Source organism: Streptomyces sp. (assembly GCF_050698815.1).
In the GTDB taxonomy this organism is placed as follows: domain Bacteria; phylum Actinomycetota; class Actinomycetes; order Streptomycetales; family Streptomycetaceae; genus Streptomyces.
This window is the reverse complement of the sequence record NZ_JBOHCV010000185.1, coordinates 1-16750: the sequence shown is the minus strand read 5'-3', so window position 1 is coordinate 16750 and position 16750 is coordinate 1. Positions and strand designations below refer to the sequence as shown.

Here is a 16750-nt window from a genome sequence, read left to right as displayed (position 1 = left end):
CTCGTATGCCGTGTCCTGTGCCGCGGCGCTCAGTCCTTCTCTGCGACCAGTGCGTCCTCGCGTACCTCCGCGGCCACCTCGGCGGTCTTGCTCAGCTTCACCGGCTTGGACGAGGTGCCGTCGCTGGACAGCTCCATGACGGAGATCGTGCCGACGGTGCTCGCATCGGCCCAGCTGCACATGCCCAGACTCATGTCCGAGATCTCGAACTCCTGGCACTTGAGCACGTCACCGTCGAAGCCGGTCGGGGCGTAGACCTTCGGCTTGCCCTTGGCCTTGGCGCCGGTCGCGGTCTTCAGTGACTTGGCCGTCTGAGCGACGACCCAGTCGACGGCCTTCGCCGGGTCCGCGACCTTGCCGTAGGCGCCGCCGAGCTGCAACTTCTTGCTGGTGCCGGACTTGTACTTCGCGTTGACGTCCGCGTGGCTCGTCATGCCGGGCACCTTCTTGTCGCCGAAGGCCTTGCCGTCGCCCTTCGTGCCCTTGCCGTCGCGCTGGTACTCACCGGCGAGCGACTTCGGCGTCGTCAGCCGGTACGTGGTGTCATCGCCGCCGAACAGGCCGAAGAGGAGCACACCGCCGATGGCGACGGCCACGGCGACGGCCACGCCGACGATGACGGTGACCGTCCTGCCCCTGCCGCGTCCGCCGTCGTCCTGCATCTGCGTCATCGTCGAAGTCCCGTCGGCTACTTGATCTCGACCCGTGCGTCGTCGCGCACCTTGGACGTGGTCTCGGCTGCCTCGTCCGTCGTCATGTTATTGCCGGTCAACGCACCGGCCGGGTCGGCGAGCATGGTCATCGCCACGGTGCTGTGGTCGGCCCACAGGCACAGCGGCACCGTGTACTCCTTGATGCCGCTGGAGGAACCCGGCCGCGCTGTGAATTTGATGTGCTGGCACTTCATGACGGCGTCATCCATGCCTTCGGGCTCGGCCGACTCCGGGCTGCCCTGCAGTTCGGCCTTGCCGCCGCCGCTGGTCTCGGAATCCTTCTCCGCGTCGGCCGCCAGCTTCTCGAAGGCCACGTCCACGACCGCCTCGGGGTCCTCCACCTCACCCCACACGCCCTGCAGACTCAGCCTTTTCGCCGATGCGCTGCTGCCGGCGGTGTACGCGCCCGTGGCGTCCTTGGCGTTCTTGACGCCGTACGACTCGAACTCCCGCACATCCGACGAGCTCATTTCCTCCGAGGAGGTGGACCTCTTCTGGAAGTCGGTGGCCACTGTCTGCGGCGCGGTCAGCTTGTATTTCTTGCCGTCGTCCGCGACGCCGCCCACGCCTCCGCTGAAGAAGAGGACGCCACCGATGACGGCGCCCACCACGACCAGGGCGCCTAGCACGATGGCGACGGTCTTGCCCTTGTTGCCGCCGCCCTGCGGGGGCATCGGCATACCGGGCTGGCCCGGCTGACCGTAAGGTCCCGGCTGGCCGTACGGGGCCGGCTGACCCGGCTGCTGCGGGTAGCCGTACCCGGGCTGGCCGGGCTGCTGCGGGTAGCCGTATCCGGGCTGGCCCTGCGGCTGGCCGGGCTGCTGCGGGAACCCGTACCCGGGCTGGCCGGGCGGCTGACCGGGTGCGGCACCCTGCGGCGGCTGCCCGTACGGGCCAGGCTGCGGCGGCTGCTGGCCGTACGGTCCGGGCTGGTTGTAACTCATGGTGGCGCATCCCCTCCGTTTATGCGTCTGTGCCGACGCGCTCGCGCTGCATACATCCTGACCGACGCCGCTCATGAGCACTGCACCGGTCCCCAAACCGATTCGAGACTGCGACATCGGCGCCCGTACACTGCCGCCGTGACCGAGAACCCTCAGCAGCGCCCCGATTCCCGCGGGCCGAACGCAGCAGCCCCCGCCGATCTGCCGACCCAGTACGCGCCGGCCGAGGTAGAGGGGGAGCTGTATGAGCGCTGGGTAGCGCGAGGTTACTTCGAAGCTGACGCCAAGAGCGGCAAACAGCCCTACACGATCGTCATTCCACCCCCGAACGTCACAGGATCTCTCCACCTCGGCCATGCCTTCCAGCACACGCTGATGGACGCCCTCACCCGCCGCAAGCGCATGCAGGGCTACGAGGCGCTGTGGCTGCCCGGCATGGACCACGCGGGCATCGCCACCCAGAACAAGGTCGAGCAGCAGCTCGCCGAAGAGGGCAAGTCCCGGCAGGACTTGGGGCGCGAGGAGTTCGTCGAGCGCGTCTGGCGGTGGAAAGAGGAGTACGGCGGCAGGATCCTCGGCCAGATGCGGCGGCTCGGCGACGGCGTGGACTGGACGCGTGAGCGCTTCACGATGGACGAGGGCCTCTCCCGTGCCGTCCAGACCGTCTTCAAGCAGATGTACGACGACGAGCTGATCTACCGCGCCGAGCGGATCATCAACTGGTGCCCGCGCTGTCTCACCGCCATCTCGGACATCGAGGTGGAGTACCAGGAGGACGACGGCGAGTTGGTCTCGATCCGCTACGGCGGAGGTGACGGAGAGACCGACTCGGTGGTCGTCGCCACCACCCGCGCGGAGACGATGCTGGGCGACACGGCCGTCGCCGTGCACCCCGACGACGAGCGCTACGCGCATCTGATCGGCAAGCGGATCAAGCTGCCGCTCACCGACCGCACCATCCCGGTCATCGCCGACGCGCACGTGGACCCGGAGTTCGGCTCCGGGGCGGTCAAGGTCACTCCGGCGCACGACCCGAACGACTTCGCCATCGGCGCGCGGCACGACCTGCCCGCGGTGACCGTCCTGGACGAGCGCGGCGTGATCACCGCGCACGGACCGTTCCAGGGCCTGGACCGTTTCGAAGCACGCTCGGCGATCGTGGCCGCGCTGCGCGAGCAGGGCCGTATCACCTCCGAGAAGCGCCCGTACACGCACAGCGTCGGACACTGCTCGCGCTGCAAGACCACCATCGAGCCGCGGCTGTCCATGCAGTGGTGGGTCAAGGTCGGTCCGCTGGCGCAGGCCGCGGGTGACGCGGTGCGCGACGGGCGGGTGACCATCCACCCCGCCGAGATGTCGGCCCGCTACTTCGACTGGGTCGACAACATGCACGACTGGTGCATCTCCCGGCAGCTGTGGTGGGGCCACCGCATTCCGGTCTGGTACGGGCCGGACGGGGCGGTCCGCTGCCTGGGCCCCGACGAGGCCCCGCCGGCCGGCGAGGGGTGGACGCAGGACCCGGACGTGCTGGACACCTGGTTCTCCTCCGGGCTGTGGCCCTTCTCCACCCTGGGCTGGCCCGAAAAGACCCCGGATCTGGCGAAGTTCTACCCGACGGACGTGCTGCTGACCGGGCACGACATCATCTTCTTCTGGGTCGCCCGGATGATGATGTTCGGGCTCTACGCGATGGACGGGGTCGCCCCCTTCCACACCATCGCCCTGACGGGGCTGGTCCGGGACGAGCACGGCAAGAAGATGTCGAAGTCCAACCCCAACTCCGTCGACCCGCTGGATTGGATGGACGCCTACGGCTCCGACGCCGTCCGTTTCACGCTGGCCAACGGCGCCAACCCCGGCGCCGATGTGCCGATCGGCGAGGACTGGGTCAAGGCGTCACGCAACTTCGCCAACAAGATCTGGAACGCGACGCGTTTCGCGCTGATGAACGGCGCGACGGTCGACGGCCCGCTGCCGGACGCCGCCGACCTGTCGGCTGCCGACCGCTGGATCCTCTCCCGGCTCAACTCGGTCGTCGCCGAGGCCGACGGCTACTACGAGGACTACCAGTTCGCGAAGCTCTCCGACACGCTCTACCACTTCGCCTGGGACGAGGTCTTCGACTGGTACGTCGAGCTGTCCAAGACCACCTTCGGCAACGGCGGCCAAGCCGCCGATGTCTCGCGCCGCGTGCTCGGCGAGGTGCTGGACGTCATGCTGCGGCTGCTGCATCCCGTGGTGCCGTTCGTCACCGAGACGCTGTGGACGACCCTGACCGGCGGCGAATCCGTCGTCGTCGCTTCCTGGCCCGGCGATTCGGGATTCCGTGATCCGGCGGCGGAGCGGGAGATCGCCACGCTCCAGCAGGCGGTCACCGAGGTCCGCCGGTTCCGCGCCGACCAGGGCCTCCAGCCGGGGCAGCGGGTTCCCGCCCGACTCTCCCTGGAGGGCACCCCGTTGAGGGCGCACGAGGACGCGATCCGGCAGCTGCTGCGGCTCCAGCCCGCGGGTGAGGGCTTCCATGCCACCGCCTCGCTGCCGGTCGCCGGCGCCACGGTGGAGCTGGACCTGTCGGGCGCGATCGACGTCACGGCGGAACGCAAGCGGCTGAGCAAGGACCTGGGCGCGGCGGAGAAGGAGCTGGCCCAGACCACGGCGAAGCTCGGCAACGAGGGTTTCCTCGCGAAGGCGCCCGACCACGTGGTGGCCAAGATCCGGGAACGCCGCGACGTCGCCGAGTCCGACATCGCCCGTCTCCGGCAGCAGCTCGCCCAGCTGCCGAGCGGGTAGTCCGTGCCCCGGCCCGTCGGCGTCCCGGCGGGCCGGCGTACGTAGACTGGCCGTGTGAGTGACCAGCACCGGCCCCCCGAGCCCGACCCCCGCGAGGATCCCGACGAGCAGAACGGGACCGCGCCCCCGGCGCCTTCCGAGTTCGAGGAGATCGTCGGTGCGGAGACCGACCGCGACCCCGATCTCGCGGTCATCGAGGCGGGCAGCCGCACGCTCCGCGCGCAGGCCGGTCCACCGCAGGCCGACGTCGTACCGATGCGGCCCGCGGACCCGGAGACCGACCGTGCGTTGCGCGAGGTCGAGGTCGAACTGGCCGGGCGGTGGCCGGAGACCAAGCTGGAACCGTCGCTGGACCGCATCGCGGCGCTGATGGACGTGCTGGGCGAACCGCAGCGCGCGTACCCCGCCATCCACATCACCGGCACCAACGGCAAGACGAGCACGGCCCGCATGATCGAGGCGCTGCTGAGCGCGTTCGAACTGCGCACCGGGCGCTACACCTCGCCGCACGTCCAGTCGATCACCGAGCGGATCAGCGTGGACGGCGCGCCCATCAGCGCCGAGAAGTTCATCGAGACGTACGAGGACGTCAAGCCGTTCGTCGAGATGGTCGACGCCCGGCAGCCGCACCGGCTGTCCTTCTTCGAGGTGCTGACCGGCATGGCGTACGCGGCCTTCGCCGACGCGCCCGTGGACGTCGCCGTCGTCGAGGTCGGCATGGGCGGCGGCTGGGACGCCACCAACGTCATCGACGCGGGTGTCTCCGTCGTCACGCCCATCGCCCTCGACCACACCGAGCGGCTCGGCGACACCCCGGAGAAGATCGCGGGGGAGAAGTCCGGCATCGTCAAGCGGGACGCGACCGTCGTACTGGCCCAGCAGCCGGTCGAGGCCGCCTCCGTGGTGCTGAAGCGGGCCGTCGAGGTGGACGCGACGGTGGCCAGGGAGGGCCTGGAGTTCGGCGTGGTGGCGCGGGAGGTCGCCGTCGGCGGGCAGCTGATCACGCTGCGCGGCCTCGGCGGGGAGTACCCGGAGGTCTTTCTGCCGATGCACGGCGCCCACATGGCGCACAACGCGGCGGTGGCGCTGGCCGCCGTCGAGGCGTTCTTCGGCGCCGCCTCCGCGCAGCGGGCCGGCCGCACCCTCGACACCGACATCGTCCGGCAGGCCTTCGCCTCGGTCTCCTCGCCCGGCCGCCTGGAGTTGGTACGCGCCAGCCCCACCGTCCTTCTCGACGCGGCGCACAACCCGGCCGGCGCCCGGGCCGCCGCCGAGGCGATCGGCGAGGCGTTCGGTTTCAGCCATCTCGTCGGGGTCTTCGGGCCGAGCCGCGACAAGGACGTACGAGGCGTCCTGGAGGCATTCGAGCCGATCTTCGCGGAGATCGTGGTCACCCGTAACTCCACCCACCGCGCGATGGACGTCGACGCGCTGGCCGCGCTCGCCGTCGAGGTCTTCGGCGAGGACCGGGTCCAGGTGGAGCCACGGCTGGACAGTGCGCTGGAGGAAGCGATCACGCTCGCCGAGGCGGAGGGCGAGTACGCGGGTGCGGGTGTGCTGGTCACCGGCTCGGTCATCACCGCGGGCGAGGCCCGGCTGCTGCTGGGGAGGGACCGCTGATGCGCATGCTCTGCGCGTGCACGCTGCTGGGTGAGTTCTTCGTCATCGGCTTCGCCGGTCTCGTCGCGATGCAGACCAGTGATCTGCGGGCGGGCACCGTCTGGGCGGTCAGCGGCGTGGCGATGCTGCTGTGCCTGCTGCTGTGCGGGGTGCTGACCCGCCCGGGCGGCGTGCAGCTGGGCTGGGCGCTGCAATCGGCACTGATCGCGTCGGGCTTCGTCGTCCCCACGATGTTCTTCCTCGGCGCCTGCTTCGCGGGACTGTGGTGGGCTTCGGTCCACTTCGGCCGGAGGGTGGACGAGGCGAAGGCCGCCCGGCTCGCAGCCGAACCTGACACTGCGTGACGGTGGCCCGGGCTGCCCGTGTACCCTCTGGTCACCCGTTTTCCGTTTTCCGCGGTACCGCCACGTAGAGCAGCACCGCCGTACCGCGAGCACCGCCGGTACCGCTTCCTCAAGGAGTCCGCAGCATGAGCCAGCGCACCCTCGTCCTGCTCAAGCCCGACGCCGTACGCCGCGGCCTGATCGGCGAGATCCTCGGCCGCATCGAGAGCAAGGCCGACTGGGCGATCACGGCGCTGGAGCTGCGCACCCTGGAGCGGTCCACCCTGGAACTGCACTACGCCGAGCACGTCGGCAAGCCGTTCTACGAGCCGCTGGTGGAGTTCATGGAGTCCGGTCCGTCCGTGGTGCTGGTCGTCGAGGGTGAGCGCGTCATCGAGGGCGTACGCACGCTCACCGGTCCGACCGACCCGATTGCAGCAGTGCCCGGCTCCATTCGGGGGGACTTCGGCACGATTGTGCGGGAGAATCTGATTCACGCATCGGATTCCGAAGAGTCCGCGGAGCGGGAACTGAAGATTTTCTTCCCCGACTTCGGCTAGCCTTCCGCTGACGCCGTGTCAGCCGTCAAAGCCCCGATGACCTGGGGCGACCGATATTTTCCGGTCGCCCTTCGGCATATGCGCGAGGGATCGGGGGAACGCATCACCCCGACACGACGTCACTGCTTACAGGGACGACGGCGGTTACGCAGACAATGGCGGGACACCCTCGCCACGTGTTCGAGCGACCGCGTCTACGATGGACACTCGCGTCGCCACAGCGTGAGCGCGGACACATTTTCCTGCCGTCCTCCCTTACACATCGCTCCAGTTGGAAGGCCAGACGCATCCTATGGCGAACAACATGTCGTTCATCGGCCGTGATATGGCTGTCGACCTCGGGACCGCCAACACGCTGGTGTACGTCAGGGGCCGCGGGATCGTACTCAACGAGCCCTCCGTCGTCGCCATCAACACCAACACCGGCGGCATTCTCGCGGTCGGCGCCGAAGCGAAGAAGATGATCGGCCGCACCCCGGGCAACATCGTGGCGGTGCGTCCGCTGAAGGACGGCGTCATCGCCGACTTCGAGATCACCGAGCGGATGCTGCGCTACTTCATCCTCAAGATCCACAAGCGGCGGTACCTCGCCCGCCCGCGCGTGGTCATCTGCGTGCCCTCGGGTATCAGCGGTGTCGAACGCCGTGCCGTGATCGAGGCGTCCACGCAGGCGGGAGCCCGGCAGGTGCACATCATCGAGGAGCCCATGGCCGCCGCGATCGGTTCCGGACTTCCCGTGCACGAGGCCACCGGCAACATGGTCGTCGACATCGGTGGTGGCACCACCGAGGTCGCGGTCATCTCACTCGGCGGCATCGTCACGGCCCAGTCGATCCGGGTCGCGGGCGATGAGCTGGACAACGCGATCATCCAGCACATCAAGAAGGAGTACAGCCTGCTGCTCGGTGAGCGCACCGCCGAGAGCATCAAGATCACGATCGGTTCCGCGCACTCCCTGGACAAGGACGAGCACACCGAGATCCGCGGCCGTGACCTGGTCAGCGGGCTCCCCAAGACGGTCGTCATCTCGGCCGCCGAGGTTCGCAAGGCCATGGAGGAGCCGGTCAACGCGATCGTCGACGCGGTGAAGACCACGCTCGACAAGTGCCCTCCCGAGCTGTCCGGTGATGTGATGGACCGTGGGATCGTGCTGACCGGCGGTGGTGCGCTGCTGCGCGGCCTGGACGAGCGGCTGCGCAGCGAGACGGGCATGCCGATCCACATCGCCGAGGACCCGCTGGACTCCGTGGCGCTGGGCTCCGGCAAATGCGTGGAGGAGTTCGAGGCGCTCCAGCAGGTCCTCGACTCCCAGCCGAGGCGATGAACTGAAAAACGCGTTCCGCCGTGCGGATCCGCCGCATGGACGACGACCAGTCCGCGCGGCGGCTCGTTAACCGTTCCGGAGCATGCTCCGGTCCGACCGACTGAGGAAAGGCACGGCCGCCGCACGTGAGGGACACACGAGAAAGCCGGCTGCTGCTCGTACTTCTGATCGCCATCGCGTTCGCACTGATCACGGTGGACATCAGGAAGGGCGAGCAGTCTCCGCTCGACAGCGCGCGGCAGGCCGCCGCGTCCGTCTTCGGGCCCGTGGAGAACGGAGTGTCGGCGGCCATCGACCCCGTGGGCAACTCCATCGCGGCGGTACGCGACTCAGGCGTACGGCACGACCGCATAAGCCGTCTCGAGGCGGAGAACACGCAGCTCAAGCAGAAGCTCGGCTCCACTGACCGTAACCGGTCCCGTGCTCAGGAGCTGGACAGGCTGCTCAAGACCGCCGGCGCCGGGGGGTACGGGCTCAAGGGCGCTCAGGTCGTCGGGATCGGCGCGGCCCAGGGCTTCTCCTGGACCGTCACCATCGACGCGGGCCGCGCGGACGGCATCGCCCGCGACATGACGGTCATCAACGGCGACGGTCTCGTCGGCCGCGTCACCACCGTCGGTTCCTCGTCCGCGACGGTGCTGCTCGCCAACGACCCGGACTTCTCCGTCGGTACCCGCATGGAGAAGAGCAACGAGCTCGGCTTCGCCACCGGCCGCGGCGGCGACTCCATGACCGTCCAGCTGCTGAACGGCAAGTCGGACGTGAAAAAGGGCGACCGGATAGTGACTTTCGGCTCCCGTGACAACAAGCCCTTCGTGCCCGGCGTGCCCGTCGGCACCGTCACCAAGGTCGACCGCACCGGCGGCGACCTCACCCGGAGCGTCAGCGTCCGCCCCTTCGTCGGCTTCAGCAAGCTCGACATCATCGGCGTGGTCGTGCAGCCGCCGCGCACCGACCCGCGCGACGAGGTGCTGCGGTCCAAGAAGCCGGCCAAGCCCAAGCCCGCCCCCACGGTGACCGTCACCAAAACGCCGAGTCCCAGCGCCTCGGCCCCCAGGAGCTGACCGATGCACCTCAACCGGATCCTGCTCTCGACCACCCTCGTCATCGGCGCCCTGCTCGTCCAGGTCAGTGTGCTCGCCAGGCTCCAGCTGCCCGGTGCCGTACCCGACCTGCTGCTGCTCGTCGTGCTGGGGCTGGCGATGGTCTACGGGCACACCACCGGCGCCGTGATCGGCTTCGCAGCCGGGCTCGTCGCCGACCTCGCGCCCCCCGCCGAACACGCCGTGGGACGCTACGCCCTGGTGCTGTGCGTCGTCGGCTACATCGCGGGTCTGACCAAGCCCGACACCGGGCAGCACCGTTCGGCGACCGTGCCGATGCTCGTCGTCGCCATCGCCGCGGTCAGTTCCACGCTGCTGTACGCCGGCGTGGGCACCCTCGTCGGTGACGCCGCGGCCGCCCAGGCCGCACTCCTTCCGCTGCTGCTCACGGCCGCCCTCTACGACCTGCTGCTGGCGCCCTTCGTGGTGCCGCTGATCATGTGGCTGGCCCGGCACACCGAGCGCGGCCCGGTCACCTCCGACACGGCGGGGGCCGGCAGCCTGGCCAGAGGCGACGGCCGCGCCTACGGCTGGCTCTCCTCCGGCACCGGCCTCAATACCGGCGGCGGCGCAGACGGCCTCTTCGCCAAGGCGGGGCGCGGCGGCACCGTGCGTAACGCTCGCAACGGCAAGACGGTCCGGATGGGTATCCAGCCGGGCAGCCTGCTGGGCCGGTCGAAGAGCAAGGACAAGCTCAAGGGGGTCAAGCGGTTGTGAGCAACCTTCCCGAGACCGGGCGCTCCCACCGGGTCAACATCCGCCTCATCGCCATTCAGATCCTGGTGATGTCGCTGCTGCTCACCCTGGGCGGACGCCTGTGGTATCTCCAGGTGCGCAACGGCGACGAGTACCAGAAGGAGGCCGCGGGCAACCACGTACAGCAGGTGGTGCAGCCCGCCACCCGCGGCGCCATCCTCGACGCCCGCGGCGTGCCCATCGCGGACAACGAGACGAGGCTGGTCGTCTCCGCCTCGCGCACCGAGCTGATGAAGATGGACGACGAGGGCAAGGCCGTCCTCAACCGGCTCGCCGGTGTCCTGGACATGAGCCCCAGGACCGTACGCGAGAAGGTCCGGCTCTGTGACGCGAAGACTCCGCAGCCGTGCTGGAACGGCTCGCCGTACCAGCCCATCCCCGTCACCGACGAGGCCACCACCCAGCAGGCCCTGCAGATCCGTGAGCGGGCCGAGGACTTCCCCGGCGTCACCGCCGAGCCCACCGCCGTACGCCGCTACCCCGCGCCCTACGGCGCCGCCTCCTCGCAGCTGCTCGGCTACATCTCGCCGGTCACGGACGAGGAAATCAGGAAAGCCGAGGACACCGACTCCCCGTTCCTCTCCTCCGACGAGATCGGCCGCTCCGGCCTGGAGCGCAGCTACGACAGCAAGCTGCGCGGCAGTTCGGGCGTCACCCGCTACGAGGTGGACAACCTCGGACGGGTGATGGGACGCGCCAAGAGCGACAAGGCGAAGCCCGGATCCAGCCTCGTCACCAGCATCGACTCCCGGGTGCAGGCCGTCACCGAGCAGGAGCTGGAGACGGCTATGCAGAACGCGCGGAAGGAGCACGACAGGAACACCAACAGGAACTACAAGGCGGACGCCGGCGCGGCCGTGGTGATGGAGAACAAGACCGGCCGCGTCATCTCGATGGCCTCCAAGCCCGGCTACGACCCGAACGCTTGGGTCGGCGGCATCTCGGGCAAGGAGTACACCCGGCTCACCGGGAAGAAGTCCAACTACCCGCTGCTCAACCGCTCCATCCAGGGCCTGTCCGCGCCCGGATCCGTCTTCAAGGTGATCTCGACAGCCGCCGCGGTGAAGGCGGGCAACGGCTTCGACGAGGACTACAACTGCCCCTCCTCGTACAACGTCGGCGGACAGACCTTCAAGAACTTCGAGTCCGAGGGCCACGGCAGCATCACCCTCGGCGGCGCGCTGGAGGTCTCCTGCGACACCGTCTTCTACGACCTCGCGTACAAGCAGTGGCTCAAGGACGGCGGCAACAACCCCAAGAAGCACACCAAGGACTGGTTCTACAAGATCGCGCACAAGTTCGGCCTCGGCGACGAGACCGGCGTCGACCTCCCCAACGAGGTCACCGGCCGGGTCCCCGACCGCCAGTGGAAGAAGGACTACTGGAAGGCGAACAAGGACGCCTGGTGCAAGCAGGCCAAGGGCGCCGATTCCTACGCCGACAAGATCGCCAAGGAGAACTGCGTCTCCGGCATGAAGATGCGTGCCGGTGACAGCGTCAACTACTCCATCGGCCAGGGCGACACCCTCGTCACCCCCATCCAGATGGCGACGATCTACGCGGCGATCGCCAACGGCGGGACCATGTACGACCCCACCCTCGGGAAGGCGTTCATCAGCCCGGACGGCAGGGATGTAGAGGACATCGAGCCGAAGTCGCACGGCAAGCTTCCGGTGAGCAAGAAGACCCTCAAGAACATGGACAGGGCGCTCGCCGGTGTCGCCGAACGCGGCACGGCCGCATGGCGGTTCGGCCAGGCCGGCTGGCCGCAGGACAAGATCAAGATGCACGCCAAGACCGGTACGGCCGAGGTGGCGGGCAAGCAGACCACGTCCTGGTTCGCGACCTACACCAAGGACTACACGATCGTGATGACGATCTCCCAGGGCGGCACCGGCTCCGGCGCCTCGGGCCCGGCCGTACGCAACATCTACAACGCGATGTACGGCGTCGGCTCCAAGGGTGAGGTCGACCGCGACGCCGCGATGCTGCCCTCCCCCGAGGAGGACCTGCCCACCCTCGACAAGCACGGCAACATCTCGGCACGGCAGGACGAGGACTTCAAGAAGCGGGCCGAGCGGGCCTCGGCGGGCGCACCGGACGCGGGTGCCACCGGATGAGCACGCACTCCTACACCGTCAGCGGCTACGGGCCGCAGAAGCGCTCGGCCTGGGGCCGGCTCACCGCACGCGACTCGGCGGTGTGGCGACTGGACTGGGTGATGGTGCTGGCCGGGGCGGCGCTGTCCGTCGTCGGCTCGCTGCTGGTGTGGTCGGCCACCCGCAACCGCACCGACCTCAACAACGGCGACCCGCACTACTTCCTGACCCGGCACGTGCTCAGCCTGGCCGTCGGGCTCGTGCTGATGGCCGGGATCGTCTGGCTCGGCCACCGGCGGCTGCGCGGAGCCGTGCCGTTCCTGTACGGCGCCTCGGTGCTGCTCGCCCTCCTCGTCCTGACCCCCCTGGGCGCGACCATCAACGGTCAGCGTGCCTGGCTGCACCTGGGCGCCGGCTTCTCCCTCCAGCCCGCCGAGTTCATCAAGATGACGGTGATCCTCGGCATGGCGATGCTGCTCGCCGCGAAGGTGGACGCCGCGGACCGGGAGCATCCCGACCACCGCACCGTGCTGCAGGCGCTGGGCATGGCCGCGGCGCCGATCCTCATCATCATGCTGATGCCGGACCTCGGCTCGGTGATGGTGCTGGTGATAATCGTGCTGGGCGTGCTGCTCGCCTCCGGAGCCTCCAACCGCTGGGTCATCGGCCTGTCCGTCGCGGGCACCGCCGGAGCGGTGTCGGTCTGGGCGCTGGGCCTGCTCGACGACTACCAGATCGCCCGCTTCGCCGCCTTCGCCAACCCCGCCCTCGATCCGGCGGGAGTCGGCTACAACACCAACCAGGCGCGGATCGCGATCGGCTCCGGCGGGCTCGCCGGGAAGGGCCTCTTCGAAGGCTCCCAGACCACCGGACAGTTCGTCCCCGAGCAGCAGACCGACTTCGTCTTCACGGTCGCCGGCGAGGAACTGGGCTTCCTGGGCGGCGCCTTGATCATCGTGCTGCTCGGTCTGGTGATCTGGCGGGCCTGCCGCATCGCGCGGGAGGCGAGCGACCTCTACAGCACCATCGTGGCGGCGGGCGTGATCGCCTGGTTCGCCTTCCAGTCGTTCGAGAACATCGGCATGACCCTGGGCATCATGCCGGTCGCGGGCCTGCCGCTGCCGTTCGTCTCCTACGGCGGGACCTCGATGTTCGCGGTGTGGATCGCCCTGGGGCTGCTCCAGTCCATCAGAGTCCGGCGCCCCGTCTCCGCCTGAGGCGTCCACCGGCGTTCATGGGCGGGCCTGCGTCACCACCGCGGGTCCGCCCCCTCCGGGCCCGCGTTACGCTGAGGGGTCACCCGCCGTACGAGCGCGCCCGGCGCACCCCGATCCGAGGAACCATCCATGTCAGTCGAGTCGGTCTTCCCCAGGCTGGAGGCCCTCCTCCCGCACGTCCAGAAGCCGATCCAGTACGTCGGCGGCGAGCTGAACTCCACCGTCAAGGACTGGGACTCCTGCGACGTCCGCTGGGCGCTGATGTACCCGGACGCCTACGAGGTGGGGCTGCCCAACCAGGGCGTCATGATCCTCTACGAGGTGCTCAACGAGCGCGAGGGCGTGCTGGCCGAACGCACCTACAGCGTCTGGCCGGACCTGGAGAAGCTGATGCGGGAGCGTGAGGTCCCGCAGTTCACCGTCGACGCCCACCGCCCGGTCGGTGCCTTCGACGTGCTCGGCGTCTCCTTCTCCACCGAACTCGGCTACACCAACCTGCTCACCGCCCTCGAGCTGTCCGGCATCCCGCTGGAGGCCAAGGACCGTACCGACGAACACCCGATCGTGATGGCGGGCGGTCACGCGGCCTTCAACCCGGAGCCGGTCGCGGACTTCCTCGACTGCGCGGTCGTCGGCGACGGCGAGCAGGCCGTGCTGGAGGCCACCGAGATCATCCGCGGCTGGAAGAACGAGGGCCGTCCGGGTGGCCGGGACGAGCTGCTGCTGCGGCTGGCGAAGACCGGCGAGGTGTACGTACCCGCGTTCTACGACGTGGAGTATCTGCCCGACGGCCGCATCTCCCGTGTGGTGCCAAACCGTTCGGGAGTTCCGTGGCGGGTCTCCAAGCGCACCGTGATGGACCTGGACGAGTGGCCCTACCCCAAGCAGCCGCTGGTGCCGCTGGCCGAAACCGTGCACGAGCGGATGTCGGTGGAGATCTTCCGCGGCTGCACCCGCGGCTGCCGCTTCTGCCAGGCGGGCATGATCACCCGCCCGGTGCGCGAGCGTTCGATCACCGGCATCGGCGACATGGTGGACAAGGGCCTGAAGAGCACCGGCTTCGAGGAGGTCGGGCTGCTCTCCCTCTCCTCCGCCGACCACAGCGAGATCGGCGACGTGGCGAAGGGCCTCGCCGACCGCTACGAGGAAGACAAGATCGGCCTGTCGCTGCCCTCCACCCGGGTGGACGCCTTCAACATCGACCTCGCCAACGAGCTGACCCGCAACGGCCGCCGCTCCGGCCTGACCTTCGCGCCGGAGGGCGGCAGCGAACGTATCCGCAAGGTCATCAACAAGATGGTCTCGGAAGAGGACCTGATCCGCACCGTCGCCACCGCCTACGGCAACGGCTGGCGGCAGGTGAAGCTCTACTTCATGTGCGGTCTGCCCACCGAGACCGACGAGGACGTGCTGCAGATCGGCGACATGGCGGTCAACGTCATCGCCAAGGGCCGCGAGGTCGCCCGGTCCAACGACATCCGCTGCACGGTGTCAATCGGCGGCTTCGTACCCAAGCCGCACACCCCCTTCCAGTGGGCGCCGCAGCTGTCCGCCGAGGACACCGACGCGCGGCTGGCGAAGCTGCGCGAGAAGATCCGGGGCGACAAGAAGTACGGCCGGTCCATCGGCTTCCGCTACCACGACGGGAAGCCGGGCATCGTCGAGGGCCTGCTCTCCCGCGGTGACCGCCGCGTCGGCGCGGTGATCCGCGAGGTCTACGAGCGGGGCGGGCGTTTCGACGGCTGGCGCGAGTACTTCAGCTACCAGCTGTGGATGGACTCCGCCGCGCGGACCCTGCCGGAGTTCGGCGTGGACGTCGACTGGTACACGACGCGGGAGCGCACCTACGAGGAGGTCCTGCCCTGGGACCACCTGGACTCCGGCCTGGACAAGGACTGGCTCTGGGAGGACTGGCAGGACTCCCTCGACGAGACCGAGGTCGAGGACTGCCGCTGGACCCCCTGCTTCGACTGTGGCGTGTGCCCGCAGCTCGACCTCGACATCCAGGTCGGTCCGACCGGGAAGAAGCTGCTGCCGCTGTCCGTCGTCAAGTAGGGCGCGTATCACGGTGGTTCGGTCCGCGGTCGAAACCGCGGGGTGCGTTCGGGCGTCCTTGCCGACGTGAGCTTCCATCACCCGCGCCGGGCCGCGGTCTCCCTGACCAAGGACTCGGTCTCCCTGACCAAGGACGATGCTCCGACGGCCGCTGCCGAGGCACCCCCCGCCGGGGGATGTCTGGCGATCGCGGTCCGGGTGCCCGTACGGATCGTGACGCTGCTGCTGATCCTGCCCGTACGGGTGGTCTGGGACGCCCTCACCGCAGGCGGGCGACTGCTGAGGCGGACCCTGTGGGTGCCGTTCGCGCGGGCCATGGGCCGGGTGTGGGAGGCGGTCCTCGCGCCGGTGCTCTTCGCGCTGCTGATCTGGCCGTGGCTCGCGTTGTGGCGGTACCTCCTGGTGCCGGTGGGCGGCGCCCTGGCATGGCTCGCCGCCGCGGCCGGCCGCGGGCTCGCCGCGGGTGCGCGGGGGACCGGTGCCGCGCTCGCCTGGCTGGGACGCACTCTGGTCGTCGCGCCGCTTTCCTGGCTCTACGTGCGGCTGCTGACGCCGCTCGGACACGGGGCGCTGGCCGCGCTGCGGGCTGTCCGCGCGGGGCTGGCGTGGCTGGGGCGGTACGCGCTGGTCGTACCCGGCAAGGCGGCGTGGTCGGCTGTCCTGTGGCTGCTGGGGCTGCTCGTGGTCGCGCCCGCTCTCGGGCTCTACCGCTACGTCCTCACCCCGCTGTGGCACGCGCTGGTCGCCTGTGCGCGCGGGGTGGGTGCGGGGCTGGGGTGGCTGTGGCGGTATCTGGCGGTGGCGCCCGCCGTCGGGTTGTACCGCTGGGTGCTCACCCCGCTGGGGCACGCGGTGGTGGCCGGTGCGCGGGGCTTCGGTGCGGGGCTGGGGTGGCTCTGGCGGCACGTGGTCGTCCTGCCGTGCGGGTTCGTTCTGCGCCGGCTGCTGGCGCCCGTAGGCAGGGCTGTGGCCGTCGTCGCGCGGGAGATCGCGGACGCGATCGGGCATGCCTGGCGGGTGGCCGGATACGTCTCGCGGGCGGTCTTCCGCGTCCTCGGCGGACTGCTCCGCTTCCTCATCGCCGACCCCGCCGTGTGGGTGTGGCGGCACCTCGCCCGTCCCCTCGGGCGCGGCGTGCGCGACGTGGTCTGGCGGCCCGCCGCCCAGGCCGTACGCGAGGCCGGGCGCAGCGCGCGGGCGGCCTTCGCCGCCGCCCGCGCCTCCGTACGGGAGACCCGTGCCGAGC

General features: G+C 69.6%; 13 protein-coding genes. 11 read left to right on the top strand and 2 right to left on the bottom strand.

Going from position 1 to position 16750, the window contains the following annotated elements:
* Window positions 1–29 precede the first annotated feature (29 nt).
* Both ACRDP3_RS06890 and ACRDP3_RS06885 read right to left on the bottom strand, forming a co-directional pair.
* Window positions 30–671: a hypothetical protein gene (locus ACRDP3_RS06890; protein ID WP_431515937.1), complete on the bottom strand. Its 642-nt coding sequence runs from the start codon at window positions 669–671 to the stop codon at window positions 30–32.
* 17 nt (window positions 672–688) lie between these two features.
* Window positions 689–1657: a hypothetical protein gene (locus tag ACRDP3_RS06885; RefSeq protein WP_431515936.1), complete on the bottom strand. Its 969-nt coding sequence runs from the start codon at window positions 1655–1657 to the stop codon at window positions 689–691.
* Window positions 1658–1795: 138 nt separating this feature from the next.
* Here ACRDP3_RS06885 and ACRDP3_RS06880 point away from each other — a divergent pair, with 138 nt between their 5' ends.
* The 11 genes from ACRDP3_RS06880 to ACRDP3_RS06830 all read left to right on the top strand — a co-directional run.
* Window positions 1796–4447, top strand: coding sequence for a valine--tRNA ligase (locus ACRDP3_RS06880; RefSeq protein ID WP_431515935.1), 2652 nt, complete (start codon window positions 1796–1798; stop codon window positions 4445–4447).
* Window positions 4448–4501: 54 nt separating this feature from the next.
* A complete protein-coding gene (gene folC, locus ACRDP3_RS06875) occupies window positions 4502–6067 on the top strand; it encodes a bifunctional tetrahydrofolate synthase/dihydrofolate synthase (RefSeq protein WP_431515934.1) in 1566 nt (521 codons plus the stop codon).
* A complete protein-coding gene (locus tag ACRDP3_RS06870; protein WP_431515933.1) occupies window positions 6067–6411 on the top strand; it encodes a DUF4233 domain-containing protein in 345 nt (114 codons plus the stop codon). The genes folC and ACRDP3_RS06870 overlap by 1 nt, the downstream gene beginning before the upstream one ends.
* A 125-nt stretch (window positions 6412–6536) precedes the next feature.
* Window positions 6537–6950: a nucleoside-diphosphate kinase gene (gene ndk, locus ACRDP3_RS06865; RefSeq protein ID WP_431515932.1), complete on the top strand. Its 414-nt coding sequence runs from the start codon at window positions 6537–6539 to the stop codon at window positions 6948–6950.
* A 304-nt stretch (window positions 6951–7254) separates the two neighbouring features.
* Window positions 7255–8274, top strand: coding sequence for a rod shape-determining protein (locus ACRDP3_RS06860; RefSeq protein ID WP_431515938.1), 1020 nt, complete (start codon window positions 7255–7257; stop codon window positions 8272–8274).
* A gap of 125 nt (window positions 8275–8399) precedes the next feature.
* The gene (gene mreC, locus ACRDP3_RS06855; RefSeq protein WP_431515931.1) at window positions 8400–9338 is read left to right on the top strand and encodes a rod shape-determining protein MreC; all 939 of its coding nucleotides are present in this window, start codon (window positions 8400–8402) and stop codon (window positions 9336–9338) included.
* A gap of 3 nt (window positions 9339–9341) precedes the next feature.
* The gene (mreD, locus tag ACRDP3_RS06850) at window positions 9342–10094 is read left to right on the top strand and encodes a rod shape-determining protein MreD (protein WP_431515930.1); all 753 of its coding nucleotides are present in this window, start codon (window positions 9342–9344) and stop codon (window positions 10092–10094) included.
* On the top strand, window positions 10091–12253 hold the full coding sequence (mrdA, locus tag ACRDP3_RS06845; RefSeq protein ID WP_431515929.1) for a penicillin-binding protein 2: 2163 nt from the start codon (window positions 10091–10093) through the stop codon (window positions 12251–12253). The genes mreD and mrdA overlap by 4 nt, the downstream gene beginning before the upstream one ends.
* Entirely contained in the window at window positions 12250–13449 is a 1200-nt protein-coding gene (gene rodA, locus ACRDP3_RS06840) for a rod shape-determining protein RodA (protein ID WP_431515928.1), read from the top strand. Before mrdA ends, rodA begins: the two co-directional genes overlap by 4 nt.
* A 129-nt stretch (window positions 13450–13578) precedes the next feature.
* On the top strand, window positions 13579–15504 hold the full coding sequence (locus ACRDP3_RS06835; protein WP_431515927.1) for a TIGR03960 family B12-binding radical SAM protein: 1926 nt from the start codon (window positions 13579–13581) through the stop codon (window positions 15502–15504).
* Between the two features lie 66 nt (window positions 15505–15570).
* Window positions 15571–16750 (top strand): hypothetical protein (locus ACRDP3_RS06830; RefSeq protein WP_431515926.1); only part of this gene is annotated, 1180 nt, incomplete at its 3' end.

Bases quoted from the DNA above. Each gene is read 5' to 3' on its own strand.
- ACRDP3_RS06890 (WP_431515937.1), bottom strand. From the start codon at position 671: ATGACGCAGATGCAGGACGACGGCGGACGCGGCAGGGGCAGGACGGTC.
- ACRDP3_RS06885 (WP_431515936.1), bottom strand. From the start codon at position 1,657: ATGAGTTACAACCAGCCCGGACCGTACGGCCAGCAGCCGCCGCAGCCT.
- ACRDP3_RS06870 (WP_431515933.1), top strand. From the start codon at position 6,067: ATGCGCATGCTCTGCGCGTGCACGCTGCTGGGTGAGTTCTTCGTCATC.
- ndk (WP_431515932.1), top strand. From the start codon at position 6,537: ATGAGCCAGCGCACCCTCGTCCTGCTCAAGCCCGACGCCGTACGCCGC.
- ACRDP3_RS06860 (WP_431515938.1), top strand. From the start codon at position 7,255: ATGTCGTTCATCGGCCGTGATATGGCTGTCGACCTCGGGACCGCCAAC.
- mreD (WP_431515930.1), top strand. From the start codon at position 9,342: ATGCACCTCAACCGGATCCTGCTCTCGACCACCCTCGTCATCGGCGCC.
- rodA (WP_431515928.1), top strand. From the start codon at position 12,250: ATGAGCACGCACTCCTACACCGTCAGCGGCTACGGGCCGCAGAAGCGC.
- ACRDP3_RS06835 (WP_431515927.1), top strand. From the start codon at position 13,579: ATGTCAGTCGAGTCGGTCTTCCCCAGGCTGGAGGCCCTCCTCCCGCAC.